Origin of the sequence: Kitasatospora sp. NPDC005748 (assembly GCF_040630735.1) — a bacterium.
In the GTDB taxonomy this organism is placed as follows: Bacteria; Actinomycetota; Actinomycetes; order Streptomycetales; family Streptomycetaceae; genus Kitasatospora.
Genome location: NZ_JBEXYD010000071.1, coordinates 13,371 through 35,690 on the forward strand (window position 1 = coordinate 13,371; position 22,320 = coordinate 35,690).

24 protein-coding genes are annotated in these 22,320 nt (G+C 75.1%); 13 read left to right on the top strand and 11 right to left on the bottom strand.

Annotated features, from left to right (window positions below):
• Nucleotides 1-18: 18 nt before the first annotated feature.
• The 4 genes from ABZ495_RS32090 to ABZ495_RS32105 are packed head-to-tail and all read right to left on the bottom strand — an operon-like array spanning nt 19 to nt 4,380.
• Complete coding sequence (locus ABZ495_RS32090; RefSeq protein WP_359839367.1) at nt 19-1,071, bottom strand: dipeptide epimerase; 1,053 nt, start codon at nt 1,069-1,071, stop codon at nt 19-21.
• On the bottom strand, nt 1,068-2,189 hold the full coding sequence (locus ABZ495_RS32095; RefSeq protein ID WP_359839369.1) for a pyridoxal-phosphate dependent enzyme: 1,122 nt from the start codon (nt 2,187-2,189) through the stop codon (nt 1,068-1,070). The genes ABZ495_RS32090 and ABZ495_RS32095 overlap by 4 nt, the downstream gene beginning before the upstream one ends.
• On the bottom strand, nt 2,186-3,037 hold the full coding sequence (locus tag ABZ495_RS32100; RefSeq protein ID WP_352296037.1) for a DUF364 domain-containing protein: 852 nt from the start codon (nt 3,035-3,037) through the stop codon (nt 2,186-2,188). Before ABZ495_RS32100 ends, ABZ495_RS32095 begins: the two co-directional genes overlap by 4 nt.
• Nucleotides 3,034-4,380 carry an ATP-grasp domain-containing protein gene (locus ABZ495_RS32105; protein ID WP_359839370.1) on the bottom strand — a complete coding sequence of 449 codons (1,347 nt, stop codon included), beginning with the start codon at nt 4,378-4,380 and terminating at the stop codon, nt 3,034-3,036. Before ABZ495_RS32105 ends, ABZ495_RS32100 begins: the two co-directional genes overlap by 4 nt.
• A gap of 179 nt (nt 4,381-4,559) precedes the next feature.
• Here ABZ495_RS32105 and ABZ495_RS32110 point away from each other — a divergent pair, with 179 nt between their 5' ends.
• The 5 genes from ABZ495_RS32110 to ABZ495_RS32130 all read left to right on the top strand — a co-directional run bounded on the left by ABZ495_RS32110 (nt 4,560) and on the right by ABZ495_RS32130 (nt 9,943).
• Nucleotides 4,560-5,117 (top strand): GNAT family N-acetyltransferase, encoded by a 558-nt coding sequence (locus ABZ495_RS32110; RefSeq protein WP_359839372.1) that lies wholly within the window; start codon nt 4,560-4,562, stop codon nt 5,115-5,117.
• 135 nt (nt 5,118-5,252) lie between these two features.
• On the top strand, nt 5,253-5,918 hold the full coding sequence (locus ABZ495_RS32115) for a TetR/AcrR family transcriptional regulator (RefSeq protein ID WP_359839374.1): 666 nt from the start codon (nt 5,253-5,255) through the stop codon (nt 5,916-5,918).
• A 130-nt stretch (nt 5,919-6,048) separates the two neighbouring features.
• The gene (locus ABZ495_RS32120; protein WP_359811282.1) at nt 6,049-7,569 is read left to right on the top strand and encodes an MFS transporter; all 1,521 of its coding nucleotides are present in this window, start codon (nt 6,049-6,051) and stop codon (nt 7,567-7,569) included.
• A 262-nt stretch (nt 7,570-7,831) separates the two neighbouring features.
• Entirely contained in the window at nt 7,832-9,442 is a 1,611-nt protein-coding gene (locus ABZ495_RS32125) for a cytochrome bc complex cytochrome b subunit (protein ID WP_359839376.1), read from the top strand.
• A gap of 60 nt (nt 9,443-9,502) precedes the next feature.
• Entirely contained in the window at nt 9,503-9,943 is a 441-nt protein-coding gene (locus ABZ495_RS32130) for a PPOX class F420-dependent oxidoreductase (protein WP_352296051.1), read from the top strand.
• 131 nt (nt 9,944-10,074) lie between these two features.
• On the opposite strand, the gene ABZ495_RS32135 is transcribed toward ABZ495_RS32130, so the two are convergent.
• Together ABZ495_RS32135 and ABZ495_RS32140 are read right to left on the bottom strand one after the other, a co-directional pair.
• Entirely contained in the window at nt 10,075-10,278 is a 204-nt protein-coding gene (locus ABZ495_RS32135) for a hypothetical protein (protein WP_359839378.1), read from the bottom strand.
• Nucleotides 10,275-10,544 carry a DUF1876 domain-containing protein gene (locus ABZ495_RS32140; RefSeq protein WP_329486993.1) on the bottom strand — a complete coding sequence of 90 codons (270 nt, stop codon included), beginning with the start codon at nt 10,542-10,544 and terminating at the stop codon, nt 10,275-10,277. Before ABZ495_RS32140 ends, ABZ495_RS32135 begins: the two co-directional genes overlap by 4 nt.
• 157 nt (nt 10,545-10,701) lie before the next feature.
• Here ABZ495_RS32140 and ABZ495_RS32145 point away from each other — a divergent pair, with 157 nt between their 5' ends.
• The 3 genes from ABZ495_RS32145 (at nt 10,702) to ABZ495_RS32155 (ending at nt 13,016) form a co-directional block, all read left to right on the top strand.
• Entirely contained in the window at nt 10,702-11,574 is an 873-nt protein-coding gene (locus ABZ495_RS32145; protein ID WP_359839380.1) for a YndJ family protein, read from the top strand.
• The gene (locus ABZ495_RS32150; RefSeq protein ID WP_359810767.1) at nt 11,571-12,125 is read left to right on the top strand and encodes a DUF1990 domain-containing protein; all 555 of its coding nucleotides are present in this window, start codon (nt 11,571-11,573) and stop codon (nt 12,123-12,125) included. Before ABZ495_RS32145 ends, ABZ495_RS32150 begins: the two co-directional genes overlap by 4 nt.
• Nucleotides 12,126-12,389: 264 nt before the next feature.
• Nucleotides 12,390-13,016, top strand: coding sequence for a hypothetical protein (locus tag ABZ495_RS32155; RefSeq protein WP_359839390.1), 627 nt, complete (start codon nt 12,390-12,392; stop codon nt 13,014-13,016).
• Nucleotides 13,017-13,096: 80 nt separating this feature from the next.
• On the opposite strand, the gene ABZ495_RS32160 is transcribed toward ABZ495_RS32155, so the two are convergent.
• The 3 genes from ABZ495_RS32160 to ABZ495_RS32170 all read right to left on the bottom strand — a co-directional run bounded on the left by ABZ495_RS32160 (nt 13,097) and on the right by ABZ495_RS32170 (nt 15,069).
• Nucleotides 13,097-13,855 (bottom strand): zf-HC2 domain-containing protein, encoded by a 759-nt coding sequence (locus ABZ495_RS32160; RefSeq protein ID WP_359839382.1) that lies wholly within the window; start codon nt 13,853-13,855, stop codon nt 13,097-13,099.
• Nucleotides 13,852-14,406 carry a sigma-70 family RNA polymerase sigma factor gene (locus ABZ495_RS32165; protein WP_329486997.1) on the bottom strand — a complete coding sequence of 185 codons (555 nt, stop codon included), beginning with the start codon at nt 14,404-14,406 and terminating at the stop codon, nt 13,852-13,854. The genes ABZ495_RS32160 and ABZ495_RS32165 overlap by 4 nt, the downstream gene beginning before the upstream one ends.
• A 72-nt stretch (nt 14,407-14,478) precedes the next feature.
• Entirely contained in the window at nt 14,479-15,069 is a 591-nt protein-coding gene (locus tag ABZ495_RS32170) for a hypothetical protein (protein WP_359839384.1), read from the bottom strand.
• Nucleotides 15,070-15,292: 223 nt separating this feature from the next.
• On the opposite strand from ABZ495_RS32170, the gene trxA reads away from it, so the two are divergent.
• Nucleotides 15,293-15,682: a thioredoxin gene (gene trxA / locus ABZ495_RS32175; RefSeq protein WP_352296069.1), complete on the top strand. Its 390-nt coding sequence runs from the start codon at nt 15,293-15,295 to the stop codon at nt 15,680-15,682.
• Nucleotides 15,683-15,839: 157 nt separating this feature from the next.
• On the opposite strand, the gene ABZ495_RS32180 is transcribed toward trxA, so the two are convergent.
• Complete coding sequence (locus ABZ495_RS32180; protein ID WP_329487000.1) at nt 15,840-16,496, bottom strand: TetR/AcrR family transcriptional regulator C-terminal domain-containing protein; 657 nt, start codon at nt 16,494-16,496, stop codon at nt 15,840-15,842.
• 169 nt (nt 16,497-16,665) lie between these two features.
• Here ABZ495_RS32180 and ABZ495_RS32185 point away from each other — a divergent pair, with 169 nt between their 5' ends.
• Nucleotides 16,666-18,249: an APC family permease gene (locus ABZ495_RS32185; RefSeq protein ID WP_359810759.1), complete on the top strand. Its 1,584-nt coding sequence runs from the start codon at nt 16,666-16,668 to the stop codon at nt 18,247-18,249.
• A gap of 18 nt (nt 18,250-18,267) precedes the next feature.
• On the opposite strand, the gene ABZ495_RS32190 is transcribed toward ABZ495_RS32185, so the two are convergent.
• Nucleotides 18,268-19,227, bottom strand: coding sequence for a YafY family protein (locus ABZ495_RS32190; protein WP_359810757.1), 960 nt, complete (start codon nt 19,225-19,227; stop codon nt 18,268-18,270).
• Between the two features lie 131 nt (nt 19,228-19,358).
• On the opposite strand from ABZ495_RS32190, the gene ABZ495_RS32195 reads away from it, so the two are divergent.
• The 3 genes from ABZ495_RS32195 to ABZ495_RS32205 all read left to right on the top strand — a co-directional run bounded on the left by ABZ495_RS32195 (nt 19,359) and on the right by ABZ495_RS32205 (nt 22,279).
• Complete coding sequence (locus tag ABZ495_RS32195) at nt 19,359-20,123, top strand: alpha/beta hydrolase (protein ID WP_359810755.1); 765 nt, start codon at nt 19,359-19,361, stop codon at nt 20,121-20,123.
• Between the two features lie 255 nt (nt 20,124-20,378).
• Nucleotides 20,379-20,843: an OsmC family protein gene (locus tag ABZ495_RS32200; protein ID WP_329487004.1), complete on the top strand. Its 465-nt coding sequence runs from the start codon at nt 20,379-20,381 to the stop codon at nt 20,841-20,843.
• Complete coding sequence (locus ABZ495_RS32205) at nt 20,840-22,279, top strand: NAD(P)/FAD-dependent oxidoreductase (protein WP_359839386.1); 1,440 nt, start codon at nt 20,840-20,842, stop codon at nt 22,277-22,279. The genes ABZ495_RS32200 and ABZ495_RS32205 overlap by 4 nt, the downstream gene beginning before the upstream one ends.
• Nucleotides 22,280-22,320 lie beyond the last annotated feature (41 nt).

Sequence of the window (22,320 nt, forward strand, 5' to 3'; positions counted from 1 at the left end):
GCGGCGGCCGGTGGCGCGTCATCGCCCGGCGGCCGGGGCCGGGCGGACGCCGAGCCCGGCCCGGGCCGGGGTGCGGACGACGCCGTCGCTGCCGCCGATGCCCTGCCAGGGGTCGTGGGCGAGCAGCAGGTGCCCGTCCAGGTCGATCCAGCGGGCCCGGTCGGCGAGGTGGACGGCCGGGGCGATGCCGAGCGAGCTGGCGACGAGGCAGCCGAGCATCAGCTCGGTGCCGCTGCCCCGCAGGGCCGCCCGGATGCGCAGCACCTGGTGCACGCCGCCGCATTTGGCGAGCTTGAGGTTGACCCCGTGGACGCGCCCGGCGAGCCGGCAGGCGTCCTCGTAGCCGACGGCGTCCTCGTCGGCGATCACCGGGACCGGTGAGCGTTCGGCGACGGCGGCCAGCGCGTCCGGACGGCCGGGGGCGATCGGCTGCTCGACGGCCTCGACGCCGGCGGCGGCGAAGGCCGGGAGGAGCCGGTGGGCCTGTTCCTCCGTCCAGGCGCCGTTGGGGTCGAGCAGCAGCCCGGCCCCGGGGGCGGCCTCGCGGACGGCGCGGACCCGGGCGAGGTCGTCCGCGGGATCGGCGGAGCCCGCCTTGACCTTGAGCACGGTGAACCCGGCGGCGGCCAGCCGGGCGGCCCGGTCCGCGGCCCGGTCGGGCGGCTCGATGCCGATGGTGCGGGCGGTGGCGACGGCCACCGGCTCCGGCCGGCCGAGCAGCCGGTGGACGGGCTCACCGGCCCGCCGGCCGGCCAGGTCGAGCAGGGCGGCCTCGACGGCGGCCAGCACCCCGGCCGACAGCTCCTTGAACGGGGCGGCGCCGCGGCGGAGTTCGGCGAGCGCCTGGTCCGGATCCGGCAGGCGCTCCAACGCCGGTCGCAGCTCGGCGAGTTCACGCCGGATGAGCTCGGTGGGCTGGCGCAGGTAGCCGCTGGCGACGGCCTCGCCGCGGCCCGTGAGGCCGTCGTACCGCAGGGCGACCAGGACGGCGTCGCGCTCGGCGGTCACCGAGCGGGAGATCCGCAGCGGTTCGGCGAGCCGGAGCCGTACGGTGCGTACGTCGAGCCTCATCGGCCCTCCCCGGGGCGGTCCGTGGGGTCGGGGAGGGCCGGGCGGTCGGGGCGGACGGCCGGGCCGCCGTGCCCGGTGCGCCAGCGCGCCCAGCCGGTGACCTCGACGGCGGCGGGGTGCGGGATCTCGATCGGGCGCGGCGCGGCGTGCTCCGCCCCCAGCCCGTGCCGCCGGCAGAACGCGTCGTCGTAGACGGTGCCCAGGTAGCGGTGCGGACCGTCGGGGAAGACGGTGGCGACGGCGGCGCCCGGCTGCACCCGGGCGGCCCAGGCGGCGACCAGGGCGACGGCGCCGGTGCTCCAGCCCCCGCTGACGAAGGCCCCGCGGGCCAGCCTGCGGCAGGCGTCCACGGCCTCGGCCGGGCCGACCCAGTGGATCTCGTCGAAGGCCTGGTGGGCGACGTTGCGCGGGTGGATCGAGCTGCCGAGTCCGCGCATCAGCCGGGGCCGGGCGGGCTGGCCGAAGATGGTCGAGCCGACCGAGTCGACGCCGATGATCCGCAGGGCCGGCCAGCGGCGGCGGAGCGGTTCGGCCAGCCCGGCGCTGTGGCCGCCGGTGCCGACGCTGCACACCAGCACGTCCAGGTGGTCGAGCTCGGCGGTGATCTCCCGGGCCATCGCCCGGTAGCCGGCCGCGTTGTCGGGGTTGTTGTACTGGTCCGGCCAGTAGGCGCCGGGGAGTTGGTCGAGCAGGGTGCGCAGCCGGGCCAGCCGGGCGGCCTGCCAGCCGCCGTACCGGGCCGGCCGGTCGACGAGCTCCAGCCGGGCGCCGTAGGAGTGGAGCAACTGGCGCATGGACGGTTCGAGTTCGGCGTCGCCGACCAGGACGACGGGGTGGCCGAGGGCCTGACCGGCGAAGGCGAGGCCGATGCCGAGGGTGCCCGAGGTGGACTCCACCACCGTGGCGCCGGGCCGGAGTTCACCGCGTTCGTGGGCGCCGCGGAGTATGGCGACGGCGGACCGGGCCTTCATCCCGCCGGCGCCGAGGCCCTCCAGCTTGGCCCAGAAGCCGGGGTGCGGGTGCGGCAGCGGGGTGCTGATCCGGGCGAGCGGGGTGCGGCCGAGCAGCGGCAGCAGGTCGGGGTTGCCGAGGGCCGCGGGGGCGAGCAGCGTGGTCACCGGCCACCGCCGTCCGCCCGGCCGGCCGGCGGGTGCCCGCCGTACAGGTGGAGCGGGCTGGGGCCGCCGTCGAGCCAGAAGAAGGGGTAGGGCTCGGCGCTGACGGCGCTCACGCCGTCGCCGAGCAGCCGGGGCAGCACGGCGCTGCCGGTCTGGGCGAAGAGCACCAGCGGCTTGCCGGTGGCGCGGGCGTGCGCGAGCAGCGGGTCGAGCGTGCCGTTGCCGAGGGTCATGCCGGAGGCGAGGATCGCGTCGCACTCGTCGAGCCGGGCGGACGCGTCGGGGTGGACGGTCTCGCCCCACTCGGTGGTGCCGCCGACGAGGTCGCAGGCCAGGTACCCGAGGCCGCGCGAACGAAGCTGCTCCAGAAGGGAGTTGACCACGCCGACGACCAGCACCCGGCCGGTCGTCGCGGCCGGGAGCAGGCCGACGACGGCGCGCGCCCGGGCCCGGGACTTCGCCAGCGAGTCACCGGCCGGAACGGTCACCGGCCGGGCGCCGTGGGCCGGGCCGTGCGGGCGGCAACGCATCAGGTAGGCGTCGAGCGCGGCGACCCGGACCGGTACGAGCGGGTGGTCGAGCAGTTCGGCGACGGACGCGCCGACGCAGTCGGTGAGCGCCTCGGCGGGCAGCTCGCCGGGTTCGACCGCGCAGGAGCCGACGGCCGCGCCGAGGCGCAGGCTGAGTACCTCGTTGCGGTAGCCGCGGGCGCGTCCGGCGTGCCGCACGGCCTGCGTGGTGGTGAAGGCGAGGGCGATCCGCTGCCCGGCCGGGTCAGGCCCGTACGCTCCGGCGCGGGCCCGCCCGGCGATCCGGTCCAGGGCCGTACCGGGGAGGGTGGTGGTCATCCGGACACCGCCGCCCCGGCGGCGCGGTCGGACCGGAGGGGTGCGGGCGGGCCCTTCGACCCGGCGGGCCCCGCGTCCGGGCCGTCGGCGGTGTAGCGGGGGGTCAGCCCGGCGATCAGCCGCTCGGCCTCCCGGCGGGCGCCGGTGCCGCCGGTGTCGGTGGTCATCACATGGCCGAGGTACTCGTTGTTGCTGGTGGCGGGCCGGACGTCGCGCCCGGGGGCGGCGAGGGCCAGCTCGACCACGGCGCCGTCACGCCGGACGGCCGGTTCGCCCTCGAAGCCCTCCAGCAGGCCGGTCTGCCCCTTTGCCGGGACGAGGAAGGCGATCGCGGCGCTGCTGACCCCGGTGCGGTGGACGGTCAGGTCGGGACGGCGGCCGAGCGCGAGGTCCACGCAGGCGGCGGCGAGGTCGACGCCGGTGACCCGGCGGACCAGCTCGGTGATCCGGTTGCCGGCCGGGCGGGGGTTGACCTCCACCACCCGTGGCCCGGTCGGGGTCAGTTTGATCTCGGTGTGCGCGACGACCCGGTCCAGGCCGAGGGCGGCCAGCGCGGCGACGGCCGTCCCGGCCGCGGCGGCCGTGTCTTCGGCGCTCAGCACGGCGGGGAACATGTGGCCGGTCTCGACGAAGGCGGGCGCACCGCCGACGCTCTTGTCGGTGACCCCGACCACCACGGTCTCGCCGTCGGCGCAGACGGTCTCGACACTGACCTCCGGGCCGGTCAGCAGCTCCTCCAGCAGGACGACGGGGGCCCGGCGCTGGCCGCGGGCGTTGACCGGGAAGGCCTCCAGGGCCCGGAGCGCGGAGGCCAGTTCGCGTTCGTCCGCGACCGCGCGGACGAGCATCCCGGCGCAGAGGTCCACCGGCTTGACCACCAGCGGGAAGCCGAGCTCCCGGGCGGCGGCCAGGGCCTGCTCCCGGTCGGCGCAGAGCGCGTACGCGGGCCCGGGGACGCCAGCCGCGGCGAGCGCGCGGCGGGTGAGGTCCTTGCGGCAGGCGGCGGCGACGGCCTCGGGCGCCGGCCCGGGCAGCCCGAGCCGGCGGGCGACCCGGGCGACCAGCGGCAGGTAGTAGTCGCAGGAGGAGATCACCCCGTCGAAGCCGAGCACCCCGTGCAGCCGCTCGACGTACGGGAGCAGGGCGGCGGAATCGTTGGTGTCGGCGGTGAGCACGTTCTCCGCGGCGAGCAGCGGGTGCGGGCCGTCGGTGGGCGCCTCCCGCAGGTAGTGGTGCAGGTCGCGGGTGAGGAAGGTGAAGCGGTGGCCGCTCTCCCCCAAGGCCCTGGGCAGCAGTCTGCTCATGGAGCCGACCCAGCTTTCGATCACCAGCAGATGCGCCACGGATCTCCCTCTCGACGACGCGCGCGGCAAGCCGGTCCGACGTGCCGAAGGCGACCGTAACGGCATTCGTTTTCATTTTCAACACGCTCGCACGGCTTCTCCGACAGGGCGTCAGATGACATTCGTTTTCAGGTACGGTGACGGGGACCCAGCCCCGACCCGACCCGTGGAGCCCTCCGATGGACCGTCCGGATGCCTATGCGATCAGGCACGCCCTGCCCGAGGACGTGCCCGGTGCCCGCCGGCTGATCCTGGACACCTTCTACCGCGAGTTCGGCTACGGCTACGTCCCCGACTGGCACGCCGACGTGGTCGACCTCCAGGCGCACTACCTCGACCACCCCCGGCACGCCCTGCTGGTCGCCACCCGGGACGGCGAGGTGGTCGCCACCACCGCACTGCACTCCCGCGGGCCAGTCCACCCGCCGCACCCGCGCGAGCTGGCCGAGCGCTACCCCGACGGCACCACCGCGCAGCTGGTCCGGGTCTACGTCCGGACCGAGCACCGCCGGCACGGACTGGCCCGGGAGCTGGTGCGCCGGGCATGCGAGTTCGCCGTGGACGAGGGCGGCTACCGGCACCTCTACCTGCACACCAACGCCGCCGTCCCGGGCGCCGAGGCATTCTGGCGCAGCCTCGCCGAGGAGGTGCACGACGCCCGCCCGAGCGGCGAGCACGGCCCCGGGGTGGCCACCGTCCACTTCGAGATCCCGCTGCGCCGGCCGGCGCGGGTCTGACGCCGCGCTTCCACCCTGCGGGTGGATGTGACGCAGGTCACGTTCAGCGGGGAATTTCCGGGGACCGAATCCCCGTTTGCTCCTTCGTAGGCCTAAACGGGGAAAGTTTCCCCGCTATGCTGGGAGGAGCGAGAAGTGAGCAGCACCGTCACCACGGCGACCCGCACCGCGGAGCCCGTCCGCACGCCGAAGCTGCGCGCGGACGCGACTCGCAACCGTGAGCGGATCCTGCTGGCGGCGCGGGACGCCCTCGTCGAGCACGGCGCGGACGCGCCGCTGGACGAGATCGCCAAGCGGGCCGGCGTGGGCAACGCCACGCTGTACCGGAACTTTCCGGACCGCTCGGCGCTGATCCGCGAGGTGGCGCTGCTCATCAAGGGCCGTATCCTGGCCATCGCCGAATCGGCGACGGCGGAGGCTTCCGGCCCGTTCGACGCCCTCCAGCGGTTCGCGCACGCCACGGTCGAAGAGAAGATGGGCGCCCTGTGCCCGATCCTCACCAACCGGGTCGACCCCTTCGATCCGGACCTGACGGACGCGCGCGAGCGACTGGTGACCGCCGTCGACGACCTCATGGCACGCGCCAAGGAGGCCGGCGAACTGCGGCCGGACGTCGACCCCGGTGACCTGTTCATCGCGATGAGCCAGCTCACCCGCCCCCTGCCGGGCACCTCCTGCCAGTTCCTGGACGGCTTCGTCCACCGGCACCTGCAGCTGTTCCTGGACGGCCTGCGGGCGCCCGCCCGCTCGACCCTGCCCGGCCGGGCCGCGACCTTCGAGGACTTCCACCCCGAGCACTGACCCGCAGCGCCGAGCGCTGACCGACGGTCCGCCGGTCCACTGCCGCACCGGCGGCCGGGGCCGACCGTGCCCGCCCGCACGCCCGACTTCCCCTGATCCGTACGCACCGCACCCCGAAGTGAGTACTCCCATGCCAAAAACCGACGCCCTGCCGGCCACCCAGCCCGATCCGCGGCGCTGGAAGGCCCTGATATTCATCGGCCTCGCCCAGCTGATGGTCGTCCTCGACGCCACCATCGTGAACATCGCCCTGCCGTCGGCCCAGAAGGACCTCGGCATCACCGACGGCAACCGCCAGTGGGTGATCACCGCCTACGCGCTGGCCTTCGGTGGCCTGCTGCTGTTCGGCGGCCGGATCGCCGACCTGTGGGGCCGTAAGCGGACCTTCGTGGTCGGCCTGACCGGCTTCGCCCTCGCCTCCGCGCTGGGCGGCGCCGCCGCTAACACCGCCATGCTGCTCGGCGCCCGCGCCCTGCAGGGCGTGTTCGGCGCCCTGCTCGCCCCGGCCGCGCTCTCGCTGCTGGCCGTGATGTTCACCGAGGCCAAGGAGCGCGCCAAGGCGTTCGGCATCTACGGCGCCATCGCCGGCGGTGGCGGCGCGATCGGCCTGATCCTCGGCGGCCTGCTGACCGAGTACATGAACTGGCGCTGGACCTTCTTCGTCAACATCCCGTTCGCCGTGGTCGCCGCCGTCGGCGCCGTCATGGTGATCCGCGAGCCCGCCCAGGGCCGCAACCGCAACCGCCTGGACATCCCCGGCGTGCTGCTGGTCACCACCGGCCTGGTCTCCCTGGTCTACGCCTTCACCCGCGCCGAGTCGGACGGCTGGAGCTCCGGCACCACGCTGGGCCTGTTCGCCGCCGCCGCCGTGCTGCTGGCCGCGTTCGCCGTGGTCGAGATGAAGGTCAAGGCGCCGCTGCTGCCGCTGCGGGTCGTCCTGGACCGCAACCGCGGCGGGGTCTACCTGTCGCTCGGCCTGGCCGTGATCGGCATGTTCGGCCTCTTCCTCTTCCTGACCTACTACCTGCAGATCGTGCTCGGCTACAGTCCGGTGCTCACCGGCGTCGCCTTCCTGCCGATGGTGGCGGGCATGATCACCGGCTCGACCCAGATCGGCGCCCGGCTGATGACCCGCGTGCCGGCCCGCTACCTGATGGCGCCCGGCTTCCTGGTCGCCTCGGTCGGCATGCTGATCCTGACCCAGATCGGCCTGGACACCTCCTACCCGGCGCTGATCCTGCCCGGTCTGATCCTGATGGGCCTCGGCATGGGCACCGCGTTCATGCCCGCGATGAGCCTGGCCACGCACGGTGTCGAGCCCCGCGACGCGGGTGTCGCCTCCGCCATGGTCAACACCTCGCAGCAGGTCGGCGGCGCCATCGGCACCGCGCTGCTGAACACCATCGCGGCCAGCGCCACGGCGACCTGGCTGGCCTCCCACGCCACCGCCGTGACCAGCCCGGCCGCGGCCCAGGCGGCGCAGTTCCAGGGCATGGTGCACGGCTTCTCGACCGCGATCTGGTGGTCCTTCGGCATCCTGGTCGCCGCCGCGGCGATCGCCTTCACCCTGATCAACGCCGGTCGCCCCGACCAGGCGGCGACGGGGTCGGGTGCGGTGGAGAGCAACGAGGTGCCGGTGCTGGTGCACTGACCCTCCGGGGAACACACAAAGGGTGCGTAGCGGCCCGTCCGGTGTTTCGACACCGGGCGGGCCGCTCGCCGTTTCCGGGGCACTCGCCGTTTCCGGCGCGCTCGCCGATTCCGGGGCGTCGCTTCCGCGCCGCTCGCCGATTCCGGGTCGCCGTGGAGACGACAGCGGCACCCCGGGTAGAAACGGGGAGGGGGCCCCGTTTACTCTGGTCCCAGCTCGAAGCGGGGAACGATCCCCGCTTCATGGACCGAGGTGCGTGGAAATGACCCGGAATCAGAACCCCGGACGCGGCCGGCGGGCCGCCGACTGGGCGGACGGCCGGCTGGGGGTCTACACCCTGGCCAGGGCGAACGTGCGCAAGATCTTCCCGGACCACTGGTCCTTCATGCTGGGCGAGATCTGCCTCTACACCTTCGTCATCATCATCCTGACCGGCGTCTGGCTCACGCTGTTCTTCAAGCCCGGCATGGGCGAGGTGATCTACGACGGCTCGTACGTCCCGCTCAAGGGCGTGCCGATGTCGGAGGCCTACGCCTCGACGATGGACATCAGCTTCGAGGTCCGCGGCGGGCTGCTGATCCGGCAGATCCACCACTGGGCGGCCGTGGTGTTCGTCGCGGCGATGTTCGTGCACATGATGCGGGTGTTCTTCACCGGGGCGTTCCGCAAGCCGCGCGAGATCAACTGGCTGTTCGGCTTCCTGCTGCTCTTCCTCGGCCTGCTGGACGGCTTCTTCGGCTACTCACTGCCCGACGACCTGCTCTCGGGCACCGGCATCCGCTTCGTCGAGGGCGTGGTCCTGGCCCTCCCGCTGGTGGGCAGCTACGTCCAGATGTTCCTGTTCGGCGGCGAGTTCCCCGGTCACGACATCGTGCCGCGGTTCTTCACCGTCCACGTGCTGCTGATCCCCGGCATCATGCTCGGCCTGCTGGTCGCGCACCTGATCCTGGTCTTCTACCACAAGCACACCCAGTGGGCGGGCCCCGGCCGGACCGAGCAGAACGTCGTCGGCATGCCGCTGATGCCGGTCTACCTGGCCAAGGCCGGCGGGTTCTTCTTCCTGGTCTTCGGCATCATCGCGCTGATGGCGGCCGTCGCCTCGATCAACCCGATCTGGGCCTACGGCCCGTACCGCCCCGACCAGGTGTCCACCGACGCGCAGCCGGACTGGTACATGGGCTTCGCCGAGGGGCTGATCCGGGTGATGCCCGGCTGGGAGGTCGGCCTGTGGGGGCACACCCTCAACCTGGGCGTGCTGATCCCGTTCACGCTCTTCCCGGTGATCCTCGGCGCGATCGCGGTCTACCCCTTCGTCGAGTCCTGGCTGACCGAGGACGCGCGCGAGCACCACCTCCTGGACCGCCCGCGCAACGCCCCCGTGCGCACCGCACTCGGCGCGGCCTGGATCGCGCTCTACCTGGTGATGCTGATCGGCGGCGGCAACGACCTGGTCGCCACCCGTCTGCACCTGTCGCTGAACTCGATCACCTACGCCGTCCGGGTGGGGTTCTTCGTGGTGCCGGTGGTGGTCTTCGTGATCACCAAGCGGTGGTGCCTGGGCCTCCAGCGGCGCGACCGGGACAAGGTGCTGCACGGCCGGGAGACGGGCCTCATCAGGCGGCTGCCGCACGGCGAGTTCACCGAGGCGCACGCCCCGCTCGCGCCGGCGGAACTGCACCGGCTGACCGCCCACGAGCAGCCCCGCCCCCTCGAACTACCGGCCCCGGTGGACGAGAATGGGGTGGCCCACCCGGTCGGCGCGCTCACCCGCGTCCGCGCGAGGCTCTCCCGCGGACTGCACGGCGAGGGCGCCAGGATCCCCCGGCCTACCGCCGAGGAGTACCACGAGATCACCGGCGGCCACGGTCACTGAGCCGCCAGCTCCGGCGCCGCGGCAACGGACCGCGCCCGGCCCCTGGACAGGGAGGACATCGTGCACGACCGTACCGACCGGCTGGCCGACACCAGATACCTCCTGCTCACCACCTTCGACGAGGACGGCAGCCGGCTGCGCTCGGCGATCTGGGTGGTGGCGGACGGCACGGCGCTCGGCATCTGGACCCCCGCCCACTCCGGCGAGGCCGAGCGGATCCGCCGCCACCCCCGGGTGCTGGTCGGCCCCTGCGACGCCCACGGGCGCCCGACCGGGCGCCAGCTGCCCGCGCGGGCGACGGTCTGCGACCCGGACGACACCGCGCGCTACCGCACCTCGCTGATCAACAAGTACGGCATGACCGCCCTGATCGCACTGGCCCGCAGCCGGTTCCGGCTCGGCCTGTCGGGGACGGTCGGCATCCGGATCACGCTCAGCCGGGTGGAGCAGCGGCTGGTCGGGCCGGAGTGGCAGCTGCCGACGTCGTACTGCCCGAACTGAGAGGCCGCGAGGCGGACGACGGCGGTGCCGGGACCGGTCCTGGCACCGCCGTCGTCCGTGGGTTCGCCTGCGCCCGTGGGTTCGCCTACGCCTGTCGGGTCGCCTTCGTCCTCGGGCCGGACGGGCCCGGCTCAGCCCACGTCGTCCGGAGCCGTGGCGAGGTCGCCCGGCTCGCAGGCCTCCCGGCCGGTCCCGGCGTGCACGACACGCACGGCCCGGTCGGGACCACCCGGGACGACCTGCTGCTCCCGCCCGCAGCGCGGACAGATCAGCGGGATGCGGGCCCTTCTGGGCTCCTCGGCCCCGGAGCCGGCACCGACCTGCGGCGCCGTCACGACAGCGGGTGGGACGGGACGGGACTGGCGTCCTGGATCTCGCCGTGGGCCTTGGTGAGAAGCTGCGAGGCGAGATCGTTGAGCGCCCGGGCGGCGGCGACCTCCTCGCCGACCCGCAGCTGCTCCGGGTCCGACGGGTGGCGGCTGGTGTAGCCGTGGGCGCGGATTTCGGTTCCGTCGCCGAGCCTCAGCAGGGCGGCGGCGGCCGTCCGCGCCCCCTCCTCACGGAACTCCATCTCGATGTGCCAACCAACGAGTGTCTGCATGGCGGATCACCTCCAGAGATTCCTTCTCCAGAGTGCGCCGCCTGCGGCGCGAGCACCAGGGGAGGCGGCTCCAGCTCGACTTGAACACGTTCAAGTGCGCCGCGTACAGTCACTGGCGCAAGGCTTTGAACGTGTTCAAGGAAGGGGTGCGGCCACCATGGGCAGAGGCACCGCGGAGCTGGTCGACCTGCTGGTCCTGCTCGGCATGGGCGCCGTGATCCCGCTCGGCCTGACCCTGATCGACGAGCCCGGGCTGGCCCGCGTCCGCCGGCTCTGGCCCCTGGCCGCCGTCCCCGGCGCACTGTCGCTCTGGCTGCCGCGCGGCGGCCTCGCCACCGGGTGCGCCGCACTCTACGCGCTCGGCACCCTCGCCCTGGCCGCCCACGCACCGGCCCGGCTCGCCCGCACCCGCTCGCTCGCGCCGCGCGAGATCGCCGTGCTCACCGCCCTCGCCACCCCCTCGGTGGCCGGGCTCGCGCTGGTCGCCGAGCGCTCGGGCCACGAACTCCTCGGCTTCGACCTCGACATCCTGGCGCTGACCGTGCCGCACTTCCACTACGCCGGGTTCACCGCCGCCCTGGTCGCCGGGCTGGTCTGCCGGGCCGCGCCGGGGAGCACCGCCGCCCGCTGGGCCGCGCTCAGCGTGCCGCTCGGCACCCTGCTCGTCCTGGCCGGCTACTTCGTCGACGACTGGGCCGAACTCGCCGGAGCCGTCGTGCTCACCACCGGGATGTGGCTGGTCGGCCTGCTCACCTGGCGGGACCTGCGCACCCGCACCGCCGACCGGCCCGCAGCCGTCCTGCTCGGGACCGCCTCCGCCGTCCTCGCCGCGACCATGCTGCTCGCGCTCTGGTGGGCGCTGGGCGAGGCCTCCGGCGTCCCGCACCCCACCCTCACCTGGATGGCCGCCACCCACGGCGTCGGCAACGCCCTCGGCTTCGCGCTCTGCTCGCTGCTCGCCTGGCGCCGCCTCGCCCGACCCCAGGCGCCGGCCACGCGCCTCCCCCACCCGAAGGAAGCCCTGCGATGAACCGCCCCCGGGCCACCGACCTCAACTACCCCGAGACCGGCGCCAGCACCACCCCCGACCGCCCGCTGCCCGGCGGCTACCACCACCTCCGCCACCGCGCCCTGATCGGCCACGGCCGCGCCGCCCTGGAAGCCGCCGGAGCCGCCGTGCTCGACTGGCGGATGCACCGCGCCGCCGGCGTCCGCATCGCCGCCGAAGCCACCCGGGCCACCCCCGGCACCGCCGTCACCTGCGCGATCGGCCTCGGACCGGTGCGCGCCGCCGCCCCCTGCCGGGTGATCTGGAGCGCGGACGGCCCCGACCGCTTCGGCTTCGCGTACGGCACCCGGCGCGGGCACCTCGCGGTCGGCGAGGAGACCTTCCTGGTCGAGATGGGCCCCGACAAGGCCGTCCGGTTCACCGTGAACGCCTTCAGCCGCCCCGACCGCTGGTTCGCCCACCTCGCCGGCCCGCTGCTCCCGCTGGGCCAGCGGCTCTTCGCCCGACGCTGCGCCCGCGCCCTGACCCGGATCGCCGCAGCGGCGGAACAGCGGGCGTCGGCGGGGCGGTAGCCGGGGGCGGGGGCGGGGGACGCGACGCACGGTCGGCGTTCCGGACCGGCCCGGGTATCCACAGCCGGCGGGCTCAGGCGAGGCGGTAACCGCAGGTGCCGGCCGCGACGCATGACCGGACCGGAGCGGCAGCGCCCGCCGGGAGCGGCGGACACCGGCCGGCCTGCCGGATCGGCCCGGGGCAGCCGAAGCCCCGGGGGCACGACCCCCGACAGCGGGGCGCCGTCCCGAGCGGGGGTCCGTCAGACTCGCCCGGTGATCGAGATGCAGCCCGTCCTGGAGACGCCCGGCCGCGACGGCTTCGACCTCTGGCCCTTCGGCCCGTACGAGCCGTACGGCTTCCTCCCGCTGGGCGCCGCGATGAGCCCGGCCGACGTCGGTACGGCGGTGATGCAGATCGCCGACCACAACGAGGCCGAGCCCGGCCCCGGTGAGGAACCGGCCGGATCCGGCGACCCGGCCGGCCGGTTCCTGCACGGCCTGCTGACCTCGGAGCACCCGGTCGCCCCCGGCGGCTTCCGGGTCTTCGCCCCGGCCACCGGCACCGTCCTTCGTCCGGGCTGCTGCAACGGGCTGGAGGAGTGGCAGGACTGGTACGAAGTCCTGGACGGCGACGGGTTCGCCCTCTTCGGCCACGACCCCACTCCGGAGGCCCGGCGCGAGGGCACGCTCGTGCGGCTGACCCCGGACAGCGCCGTCCGGGACGGTCCCGTCATCGAGCTGCCGCTCGACGGACTGCGCCGCCTCGTCACCGCAGCGGCGGACGAGCTCGCCGCCTTCCTGCGGCTGGCCGACGCCTGGGCCGCGGACCACTGTCCCGACCGCCGCGCGCCGCTGGCGGCCGCCCTCGCCCGCGCGGTGGGCCTGGGCGCGGACAGCGCGGAGGCGTAGCACCGGCCCCCCGACCCCGCCGCCCGCCCGACCACCCGGGGGGGCCTGGGCGCGCGGGCACCGGGGAGGCCGCGCCCGGGTCAGGCCGGGTGGACCGGGACGGTGACCAGGACGGTGGCGCCGTCCAGGGTGCGGACCTCGAAGTGGTCGATGTCGGTGGGCTGGAGGCCCGTGCCGCCGGTGGTCCGCAGGGCGGCCGGGGCCGCGCCGGTGGTGCCGTAGCCGGCCGCGGGGACGCTCCAGCTGGTCACCGTCCAGCGCTCGCCGGTGTGCGAGACGGCGACCAGGTCGCAGCTCAACGGGCCCTGGACGTTGGAGAGTTCGAGGCTCACCTGGCTGCCCCACCCCTTGCCGTCGACGCCGACGACGGCGTGCGCGCCGGTGGTCGGGTCGGTGGCGGTGAACTGCTGGGCCGCGACGGCGACCACGCCGGGCGTGGAGTCCGCGGTGACCACGACGGCGGTGACGGCCGGACCGGCGACCACCAGGACCGCGGCCGCGGCGACCAGGACCAGCCGCCGCACCCTCCCCCGCCGTCGGCCTGCCGAGACCTCGGCGACCAGCCCGTCCAGCAGTCGCCCGTCCGGCCGGGGCGCCGGCCCTGCCGGATCGATCCCGGCGGCCTCGGCGGAGGCCGCGTACTCGGCCAGCAGCGGCTCCACGAAGCCGAGTTCGGCCACCTCCCGGGTGCACTGCGGGCAGCCGGCCAGGTGCGCCGCGAACGCGTCGCGCTCGGCCGGTTCGAGCAGGCCGAGGAGGTAGCCGCCGACGTCCAGGTGCTCGCCACCGGCGGTGTGGCCCTGCTCGGAGCCGGTCGGTCCGGGCTCGGACGATGTCACGATGTCACTCCCCGTTCCTCCAGCGCGAGCTTCAGCGAGCGCAGCGCGTAGAACACCCGCGACCGTACGGTACCGGCCGGGATGCCGAGTTCGGCGGCCGCCTCGTTCACCGAGCGGCCCTTGAAGTAGGTCTCGACGACGACCTGCCGGTGCGCCTCCGAGAGGTCCCCGAGCGCCTCCGAGATGGTCATCAGCCGCAGTGCGCGGTCCAGTTCGTCCTCCGCGGGCAGCAGCTCCAGCGGTGCCGGGTCGACCTCGCGCGGGCGGGCCAGACTGCTGCGGTGGCCGTCGATGACGATCCGCCGGGCGACCGTGACCAGCCAGGGCCGCAGCGAGCCGCCGCCCGGGTCGAGCCGGTCGATGTTGCGCCAGGCCCGGACCAGCGTCTCCTGCACCACGTCCTCGGCCCGCTGGCGGTCCCCCGCGACCAGGTGGAGGACGAAGCCGAAGAGCGGCCCCGCGTGCTCGTGGTACAGGGCTCGCATCAGTTCTTCGTCCGGGGCGGCGGCGCCGCGTGCGGGCGCACCGCCACCGCGGTGCTCGTCGGTCACGACGCCATTTTCGCGCACCCGTACCTCCGGGTCGAGGGTTCCACGTCCGGTCCGGACCGTCGTCGGGGCGGGTCAGTAGCCACCGCCGGGGGCGGCCGGCGTGCTCGGGACGGAACTCGCGGCGCCCGCCTTGCCACCCGCCGGGGTCAGCGCCCACCAGGTGCCGCCGACGCCCTGGCCCTTGGTGTCACCGGGCTGCTTGTCGGGCGCGTAGCGGTAGGCCGGCCAGCCGTTCAGGGTGAGCTGCTTGCTGCCGTCGGCCCGGGTGACGGTGCCGACCAGCTTGCTGTCGATGCCCTTGACGGTGACCGAGCCGTCGGCCGGCGCGGGGGGCCAGATCGAGGCGCAGTTGCCGTTGCAGTTGGACATCGGGGGCTGCGCGGTGTCCTGGTCGAAGCGGTAGAGGGTGAAGCCGGCGCTGTCGGTCACGATGGTGCCGAGCTTGGGGTCGGTGGCCGTCTTCAGGGTGGCGTCGGCGGGGGCGGCGGGGCTGCTCGGCGTCGCGGGCGCGGTCGGGGCGGCGCCGGAGCCGGCGGGCGTGGCGGACCCGCCGCTGCCGGAGCCGGACGACCCGCACCCGGCCACCAGGGCGCCCACGGCGATCCCGGACGCGGCGAGCACGGCGATCCGACTGGTACGGGTGGTGCGACTGTTGCTGCGCATGGGTGCTTCTCCCCCGGCTGGACGCGCACGGCCGCTCGGACACGGACCGCGCTGTTCGTACCGCGCTGACGCGGACACCCACCAGTACGGGCGCCGACGGCGGAGCACTCAACGCCCGGCCGGGAAATCCGCGGGAGGGGGCTCCGGAATAGTGCGCGGACGGTCGCGGTTGTGCCGGGCAGATGGCCTGGACCGCCACCCCCGGAAGGGCAGGAACCGCGAGATGAGCAACACGGTCGAGCTGACCAAGGAGAACTTCGACGACATCGTCCCTGGCCAGGACGGTAAGGACTTCGTCTTCATCGACTTCTGGGCGGCCTGGTGCGGCCCGTGCCGCCAGTTCGCCCCGGTCTACGAGAAGGCGGCCGAGCGCCACTCGGACCTGGTCTTCGCGAAGGTCGACACCGAGGCGCAGCAGGAGCTGGCCGCCGCGTTCGGCATCCAGTCGATCCCGACGCTGGCGATCATCCGCGAGGGCGTGCTGGTGTTCTCGCAGGCGGGCGCGCTGCCGGAGGCCGTGTTCGAGGATCTGATCGGTCAGGCCCGCAAGCTGGACATGGCCGAGGTGAAGCGCAAGGTCGCGGCGGAGCAGAACGGCGGCCCGGAGGCCTGAGCGCGGCCGTCGGGGCGGGCGGGAGGGCGGGCGGAGCCGCCCGGGGCCGGTCGTACGGCGGCGCGGGTGACTCCGCGACGGTGGGCCCGGGTGGCGAGTGCCCCCGGGCCCGTCGCCGTTGCGGGCCGTCGTCACGCTGTCCGCCGGGGCGCCCCGGTCAGGGCGTGGGCAGCCGGGCCGCGAGGCCGTCCAGGAACAGGCGCAGCGCGAGTTCGAAGCCGCGCTCGTCCAGCCCGGGTGCCCCGGAGCCGGGCCCGCCGCCGCGTTCGGCGGCGGCCTCCAGCGCACCGGCGAGGGCCGGGTAGCGGGGCCGGTACTCGGCCGGCGGGCGGGTGAAGCCCGCGGTGAAGGTCTCCAGCGCGGAGCCGAGCACCAGGTAGTCGACCGCGGCGGCGACCTCGGCGGCGTCGGCGGGCGCCAGCCCGGCCCGGCCGAGCGCCCCGAGCAGGGCCTCGTAGCCGAGCAGTTGGAGGTCGGCCCCGACCCGGCGGCGGGCCAGCAGCGCGATGGTGTGGGGGTGACGCAGGAAGGCGGCGCGGTAGCCGCGGACGTAGGCGGTGAGGCCGGTCCGCCACTCCCGGTGATCGGTGCCGTCGAGCGGCCCCAGGTCGATCTCGGCGTTGACGAGCTCGGCGAGCCCGTCGATCAGGTCGTCCTTGCCGCTCACGTGGTTGTAGAGCGAGGCCGCCTTCACGCCCAGCCGGTCGGCCACCGCGCGCATGGTGAGGCCGTCGGAGCCCTGCTCGTCGACCACGGCGAGGGCGGCCCTGGCGATGATCTCCCTGCTCAGCAACGCCCTGGTCGGTCGTCCCACGCTCGTCGTCCCTCCCTGCCGGCTGCGTCGGCCCCACGGTATTACAGCCCGGTCTCGACTCTTCCCTTGCCCCGGGTGAGGGGGTTACCGTCCCTGACTAACAAAGTTAGTTTTCTGTGGCGGGCCCGTCCGAGGGGCTCACCACGGGTGACGGCAAGGTGGACGCCCCATGACCGACAACCTCCCGAGAGCCCGCGGCGGCGTGACGCCCGGCGGCCCGGGCACCGCCCCCTCCGGCGGCAGCCCGACCGGCGACAGCGGTGCGGCCCGGTCCGACGCCGAGCGGCTCGCCGCCCTCGGCTACCACCAGGAGCTGCGCCGCAGCCTCGGCGTGCTCGGCAACATCTCGATGGGATTCGCCGTCGTCTCCCCGGTGGTCGGCCTCTACGCCGTCGGCCAGGTCGGCCTCGGGGTGGCCGGCGGCGCCTGGGTCTGGGCGCTGCCGGTCTGCCTGCTCGGCCAGATGCTGGTGGTGGCGGTCTACTCCGAACTCGCCTCGCAGTGGCCGCTGGCCGGCGGTGCCTACCAGTGGAGCCGGCGCCTCACCGGGCCGACCTTCGCCTGGCTGACCGGCTGGATGTGGCAGTTCGCGGTGATGTTCGCCAACACCACCGTCGCCTACCTCGCCTCGCCCTGGTTCTTCGCGCTCTTCGGAGTGACCCCGACACCCGCGCAACTGGTGCTGGTGTCGGCCGCGTTCCTGCTCGCCTGCACGCTGGTCAACGCCTACGGCGTCAACGTGCTGCGCCGGTTCGTCTCGCTGGGCATCGCCGCCGAGACGGTCGCCTCCGTGCTGGTGGGGCTCGCGCTGCTGCTGCTCTTCCGGGCGCACGGCTTCGGCCTGGTGACCGACCTCCTGGACGCCCCCGCCACCGCCGGGGTCTCCACCGGAGCGGCCTTCCTGGCCGTGATCGCGGTCGGCGGATGGGCGTTCATCGGCTTCGACGCGTGCGTCTCCACCGCCGAGGAGACCAAGGACGCGAGCCGGCAGGTCCCGCGGGCGATGTGGTGGGCGCTGATGAGCGTCGGCGTCGTGGTGATCCTGAACGCCGTCGCCGTGGAACTCGCCCACCCCGACCCGGCCGCCGTGGTGCGCGGGGAGGACCTCGACCCGGTCACCACCGCCGTCACCTCGGCCTTCGGCGACTGGTCCGCCAAGCCGTTCGTGGTCGTCGTGCTGATCTCGTTCACCGCCTGCCTGCTGGCCTCGCAGGGCGGCGCCGCCCGCGGCCTCTACTCGCTGGCCCGGGACGGCGTCTTCCCGTTCGCCGACCGGGTCCGCAGGGTCAACCGGCACCGGGCGCCGATCGGCGGGCTGGTCGCGGCGACCGTGGTCAGCTCCGCCGCGCTGCCGCTGGGGCTGGAGTCCACCGCGATGGGCAGCCTGATCACCTTCGGCACGGCCGCGACCTTCCTGCCGTTCTTCCTGCTCAGCGTGGCCGCGCTGGTGGCCAGGCTGCGCGGCGTGTGGCGGCCGTCCGGCCAGGTCTCGTACGGGCGCGCCGGCACGGTGATCAACGCCCTGGCGGTGCTGTGGACCGGGCTGGAGGTGGTCAACATCTGCTGGCCGCGCAGCATCCTGGCGCCGCCCGGCGCGCCCTGGTACCAGGTGTGGGCCGCGCTCCTGGGCGTCGGCCTGGTGACCCTGGCGGGCGTCGGCTACCTGCTGGTCCGGCGGCCGCAGCGGCTGATGCGCGGCGGGGCCTCCGAGGACCGGCCGGTCACGGACGAGCTCGCGCCCGCCGTGCACTGATCCGGTGCCCGGGCCCGCTCACCCCTGCTCGGCCCACCCGGCGAGCCGGGCGGCGAGCGCCCGGACCTCCGTGCGCAGCGCGTCCGGGCGCAGGACGGTGAACGGCCGGCCCAGCCCGGCCAGCATCACCGCGAACCCGTCGAGGTTCTGGGCCCGGGCGCGCAGCAGGACGCGGCCGTCGTCCGCCGCGGTGAGCGTCCCGACCACGGGCGGGATCCGCTGCCGGGCCTCGTCGAGGGTGGTCGTGAGGAGCACCTCCACCTCGTGCGTCCACGGCACCGAGGCCAGCGACTCCACCACCCGCTGGACCGGGTCGAAGTCCTCCGGCGGCTCGAAGGGCGTCCCGCTCGGCTCCGCCGTCCCGATCCGGTCCAGCCGGAAGGTCCGCAGCTCGCCGCTGCGGTGGTCCAGCCCGGTGGTGTACCAGCGGCCCGAGTGGAAGACCAGCCCGTACGGGTCGAACTCGCGCTCGCTCGGGACGCCCAGGCGGTCGCGGTAGGCGAGCCGGACGCGGCGCCGGCGGCGGGCCGCCTCGGCGAGCGCGAACAGCGCGGCTCCGGCCGGACTCGGGCCGGCGGCGGGCGCCGAGGTCAGCCCCAGGGTCTGCTCCACCGCCTCGACCCGCTCGCGCAGCTCCGTCGGCAGCACCCGCTGGATCTTGGCCAGCGCCGACTCGGCGGCCTGCTCCCCCACCGACAGCCCCGACCGGCGACCGGCCAGCAGTCCGAGCACCACCGAGGCCGCCTCGTCCGCGGTGAGCATCAGCGGCGGCAGCCGGAATCCGGGGCGCAGCCGGTAACCGCCGTAGCGGCCGCGGTCGGCCTGCACCGGGATGCCGAGGTCGGCCAGCCTGGCGGCGTACCGGCGCACCGTGCGCTCGTCCACCTCCAGGCGGGCGGCCAGCTCCGGGCCGGTGAGGCCGGGCCTGGCCTGGAGCAGCTCCAGCAGGGCCAGGACCCGGCTGACCGGGTGGTTCATCGGCTCCCCCTTCGTCGGCCGGCCGGCCCGTGCCGACCCGGCCGGGATCCGGAATCAATCCGGGCGAGATCTGTCCGGCTCCGATCCTAGAGTCGGTCCTGACGGATTCCCCCCGGACAAGGAGTGGTCCCATGAGTACCTTCGTTCTCGTTCCCGGTTTCTGGCTGGGCGCCTGGGCGTGGGACGACGTCGCCCGCCCGCTGCGCGAGGCCGGGCACACCGTCCACGCGGTGACCCCGGCCGGGATTGCCGAGCGTGCCGCCGAGCCGGGGCCCGGGGTCGGCGTGGAGACCCACATCGCCGACCTCACCGACCTGCTGACCCGCGAGGACCTGTGGGACGTCGTCCTCGTCGGCCACAGCGGCGGCAGCACCGCGGTCACCGGTGCGGCCGACCGGATGCCCGAGCGGATCCGGCGGGTGGTCTACCTCGACAGCGGTCCCGTCCCCGACGGCGCCGCGCTGGGCGACCTCTGGGAGCCCGAGCACCGGGCCCACGTGCTGGCCACCCTGGTCGACGGCCGCCACCCGTTGCCGTCCTGGGAAGAACTCGCCGCCGCCGGCAGCAGCGCGGACGGCCTGGACGACGCCGCCCGCGCCGCCGTCCGCGAGCGCGCCACCGACCAGCCGGCCGCCACCTTCACCGAGCCGCTGCGGCTGACCGGCGCCGGGGCGGACCTGCCGAAGGCGCTGATCTCCTGCTCGTTCCCGCTGGAGCAGGTCCGCGCCATGATCGCCTCGGGCCATCCGTACTTCGCGCAGCTCGGCGGCCCGGAGTGGGAGCTGCGGGAGCTGCCGACCGGGCACTGGCCGATGTTCTCCCGGCCGGCGGAGACGGCGGCGGTGCTGGCGGAACTCGCGGAGCGGGTGGGCCCGGAAGGCTCCGCGGCCCGGTGATCGTGGGGGGCCGGTGGTCGTAGGGGCCGGTGATCGTGGGGGCCTGGTGATCCGCCGGGCCGGGGCGGGGCCGGCGCGCCGCTGTGCGCGGCGGCCCGGCCCGGTGATCCACCCTCTGCGCGCCCGGGTGCTTGCCCCTCAGCGCACTCGCCCGCGTGTTCGGCTGCGCGCGGCGGGCCGGGCGGCGCAGGATGGGCACGGCGCCCGTGTCCCTCCGGGCGCCCGTGCCACCGAACGAGAGCGAGGCCGCCCGCCATGAGCCAGACCCCGACCAGCACGACCGGCGCCGAGGCGGCCGCGGCGCCGCCGAGGTTCCGGCGGGTCACCACCGCCGAGGTGACCGGCAGCGGCGCCGACGTGCCGTTCCACGTCGACGTGCTGGCCGGCACCCACCCGCTGACCGCCGACGAGCCGGTGCGCCGCGGCGGTTCGGACACCGGGCCGGAGCCGTTCGCGCTGCTGCTCTCCGCACTCGGCTCCTGCACCGCGATCACCCTGCGGATGTACGCGGCGCGCAAGGAGTGGCCGTTGGAGGCCGTCCGGGTCAGGCTCGACTACGAGACGGACGGGCAGCACGGACGGGTCTCGCGCCTCGTCTCGCTCACCGGCGCCCTGGACGACGACCAGCGCGCCCGGCTGCTCGACGTCTGCGAACGCACGCCCGTCACCCTGGCCCTGCGCGCCGGGGTGACCATCGACACGACGGAGGACCGCACGTGACGACCACCCCCGAGGAGTACGACGTCATCGTGGTGGGCGCCGGCCCGACCGGCGAGAACGTCGCCGACCGGACCGCCGCCGCCGGGCTCCGCACGGTGATCGTGGAGGCCGAACTGGTCGGCGGTGAATGCTCCTACTGGGCCTGCATGCCGAGCAAGGCGCTGCTGCGCCCGGCGGCCGCGCTGGCCGGCGCCCGCGCGGTGGCCGGTTCGCGGGAGGCCGTCGGCGACCGGGCGCTGGACGCGGCCGCCGTCCTGGCCCGGCGCGACTCGTTCACCTCGCGCTGGCAGGACGACGGCCAGGTCCAGTGGCTCCGTGACACCGGCATCGAGCTGGTCCGCGGGCACGGCCGGCTGGCCGGCGAACGGGCGGTCACGGTCGAGGCGGAGGACGGCACCGAGCGGCTGCTCACCGCCCGGCACGCCGTCGCGGTCTGCACCGGCAGCCGGCCGGTGCTGCCGGAGGGCGTCCCCGGCCTGGCCGAGTCCCGGCCGTGGACCAACCGGGAGGCGACCGGCTCGGCCACCGTGCCCGGGCGGCTGGCGGTGGTCGGCGGCGGCGTGGTCGGCGTGGAGCTGGCCACCGCGTGGCGCGCGCTCGGTTCGGAGGTCGTCCTGCTGGTGCGCGGCGACGCGCTGCTGCCCCGGATGGAGCCGTTCGCGGGCGAGCTGGTCGCGGAGGGCCTGCGGGCCGCCGGGGTGGACCTGCGCTTCGGCGCGGCGGTGGCCTCGCTGGAGCGCGTCGACGGCGCCGGGGTGACGCTGGTGCTGGACGGCGGCGAGCGGCTGACCGCCGACGAGGTGCTCTACGCCACCGGCCGGGCCCCGCGCACGGCGGACGTCGGCCTGGAGCAGGTCGGCCTGAAGCCGGGCACCTGGATGGAGGTGGACGACAGCTGCACCGTGCTCGGCGTCGACGGCGACTGGCTGTACGCGGCCGGGGACGTGAACCACCGGGCGCTGCTCACCCACCAGGGCAAGTACCAGGCCCGGATCGCGGGTGCGGCGATCGTCGCGCGCGCCGAGGGGCGGGCACTGGACACCGCGCGCTGGGGCGCGCACGCCGCGTCGGCCGACAGCGCCGGAGCGCCGCAGGTCGTCTTCACCGAGCCGGAGGTGGCGGCCGTCGGTCTGACGCTGGAGGCGGCCGAGCGGGCCGGGCTGCGGGTCAGGTCGATCGACCACGACCTCGGTGCCGTCGCCGGCGCCTCGCTGTACGGCGACGACTACCGGGGGCGGGCCCGGGTGGTCTTCGACCAGGACCGTCAGGTACTGGTGGGTGCCTCCTTCGTCGGCCCCGGGGTGGCCGAGCTGCTGCACTCGGCCACCGTCGCGGTGGTCGGCGAGGTGCCGATCGACCGGCTCTGGCACGCCGTGCCCGCGTACCCCACGATCAGCGAGGTGTGGCTGCGCCTGCTGGAGGGCTGCCGGGGCTGAGCTCCGGTGCGGCGGCCGGCGCCACCCGGGTGGCGCCGGCC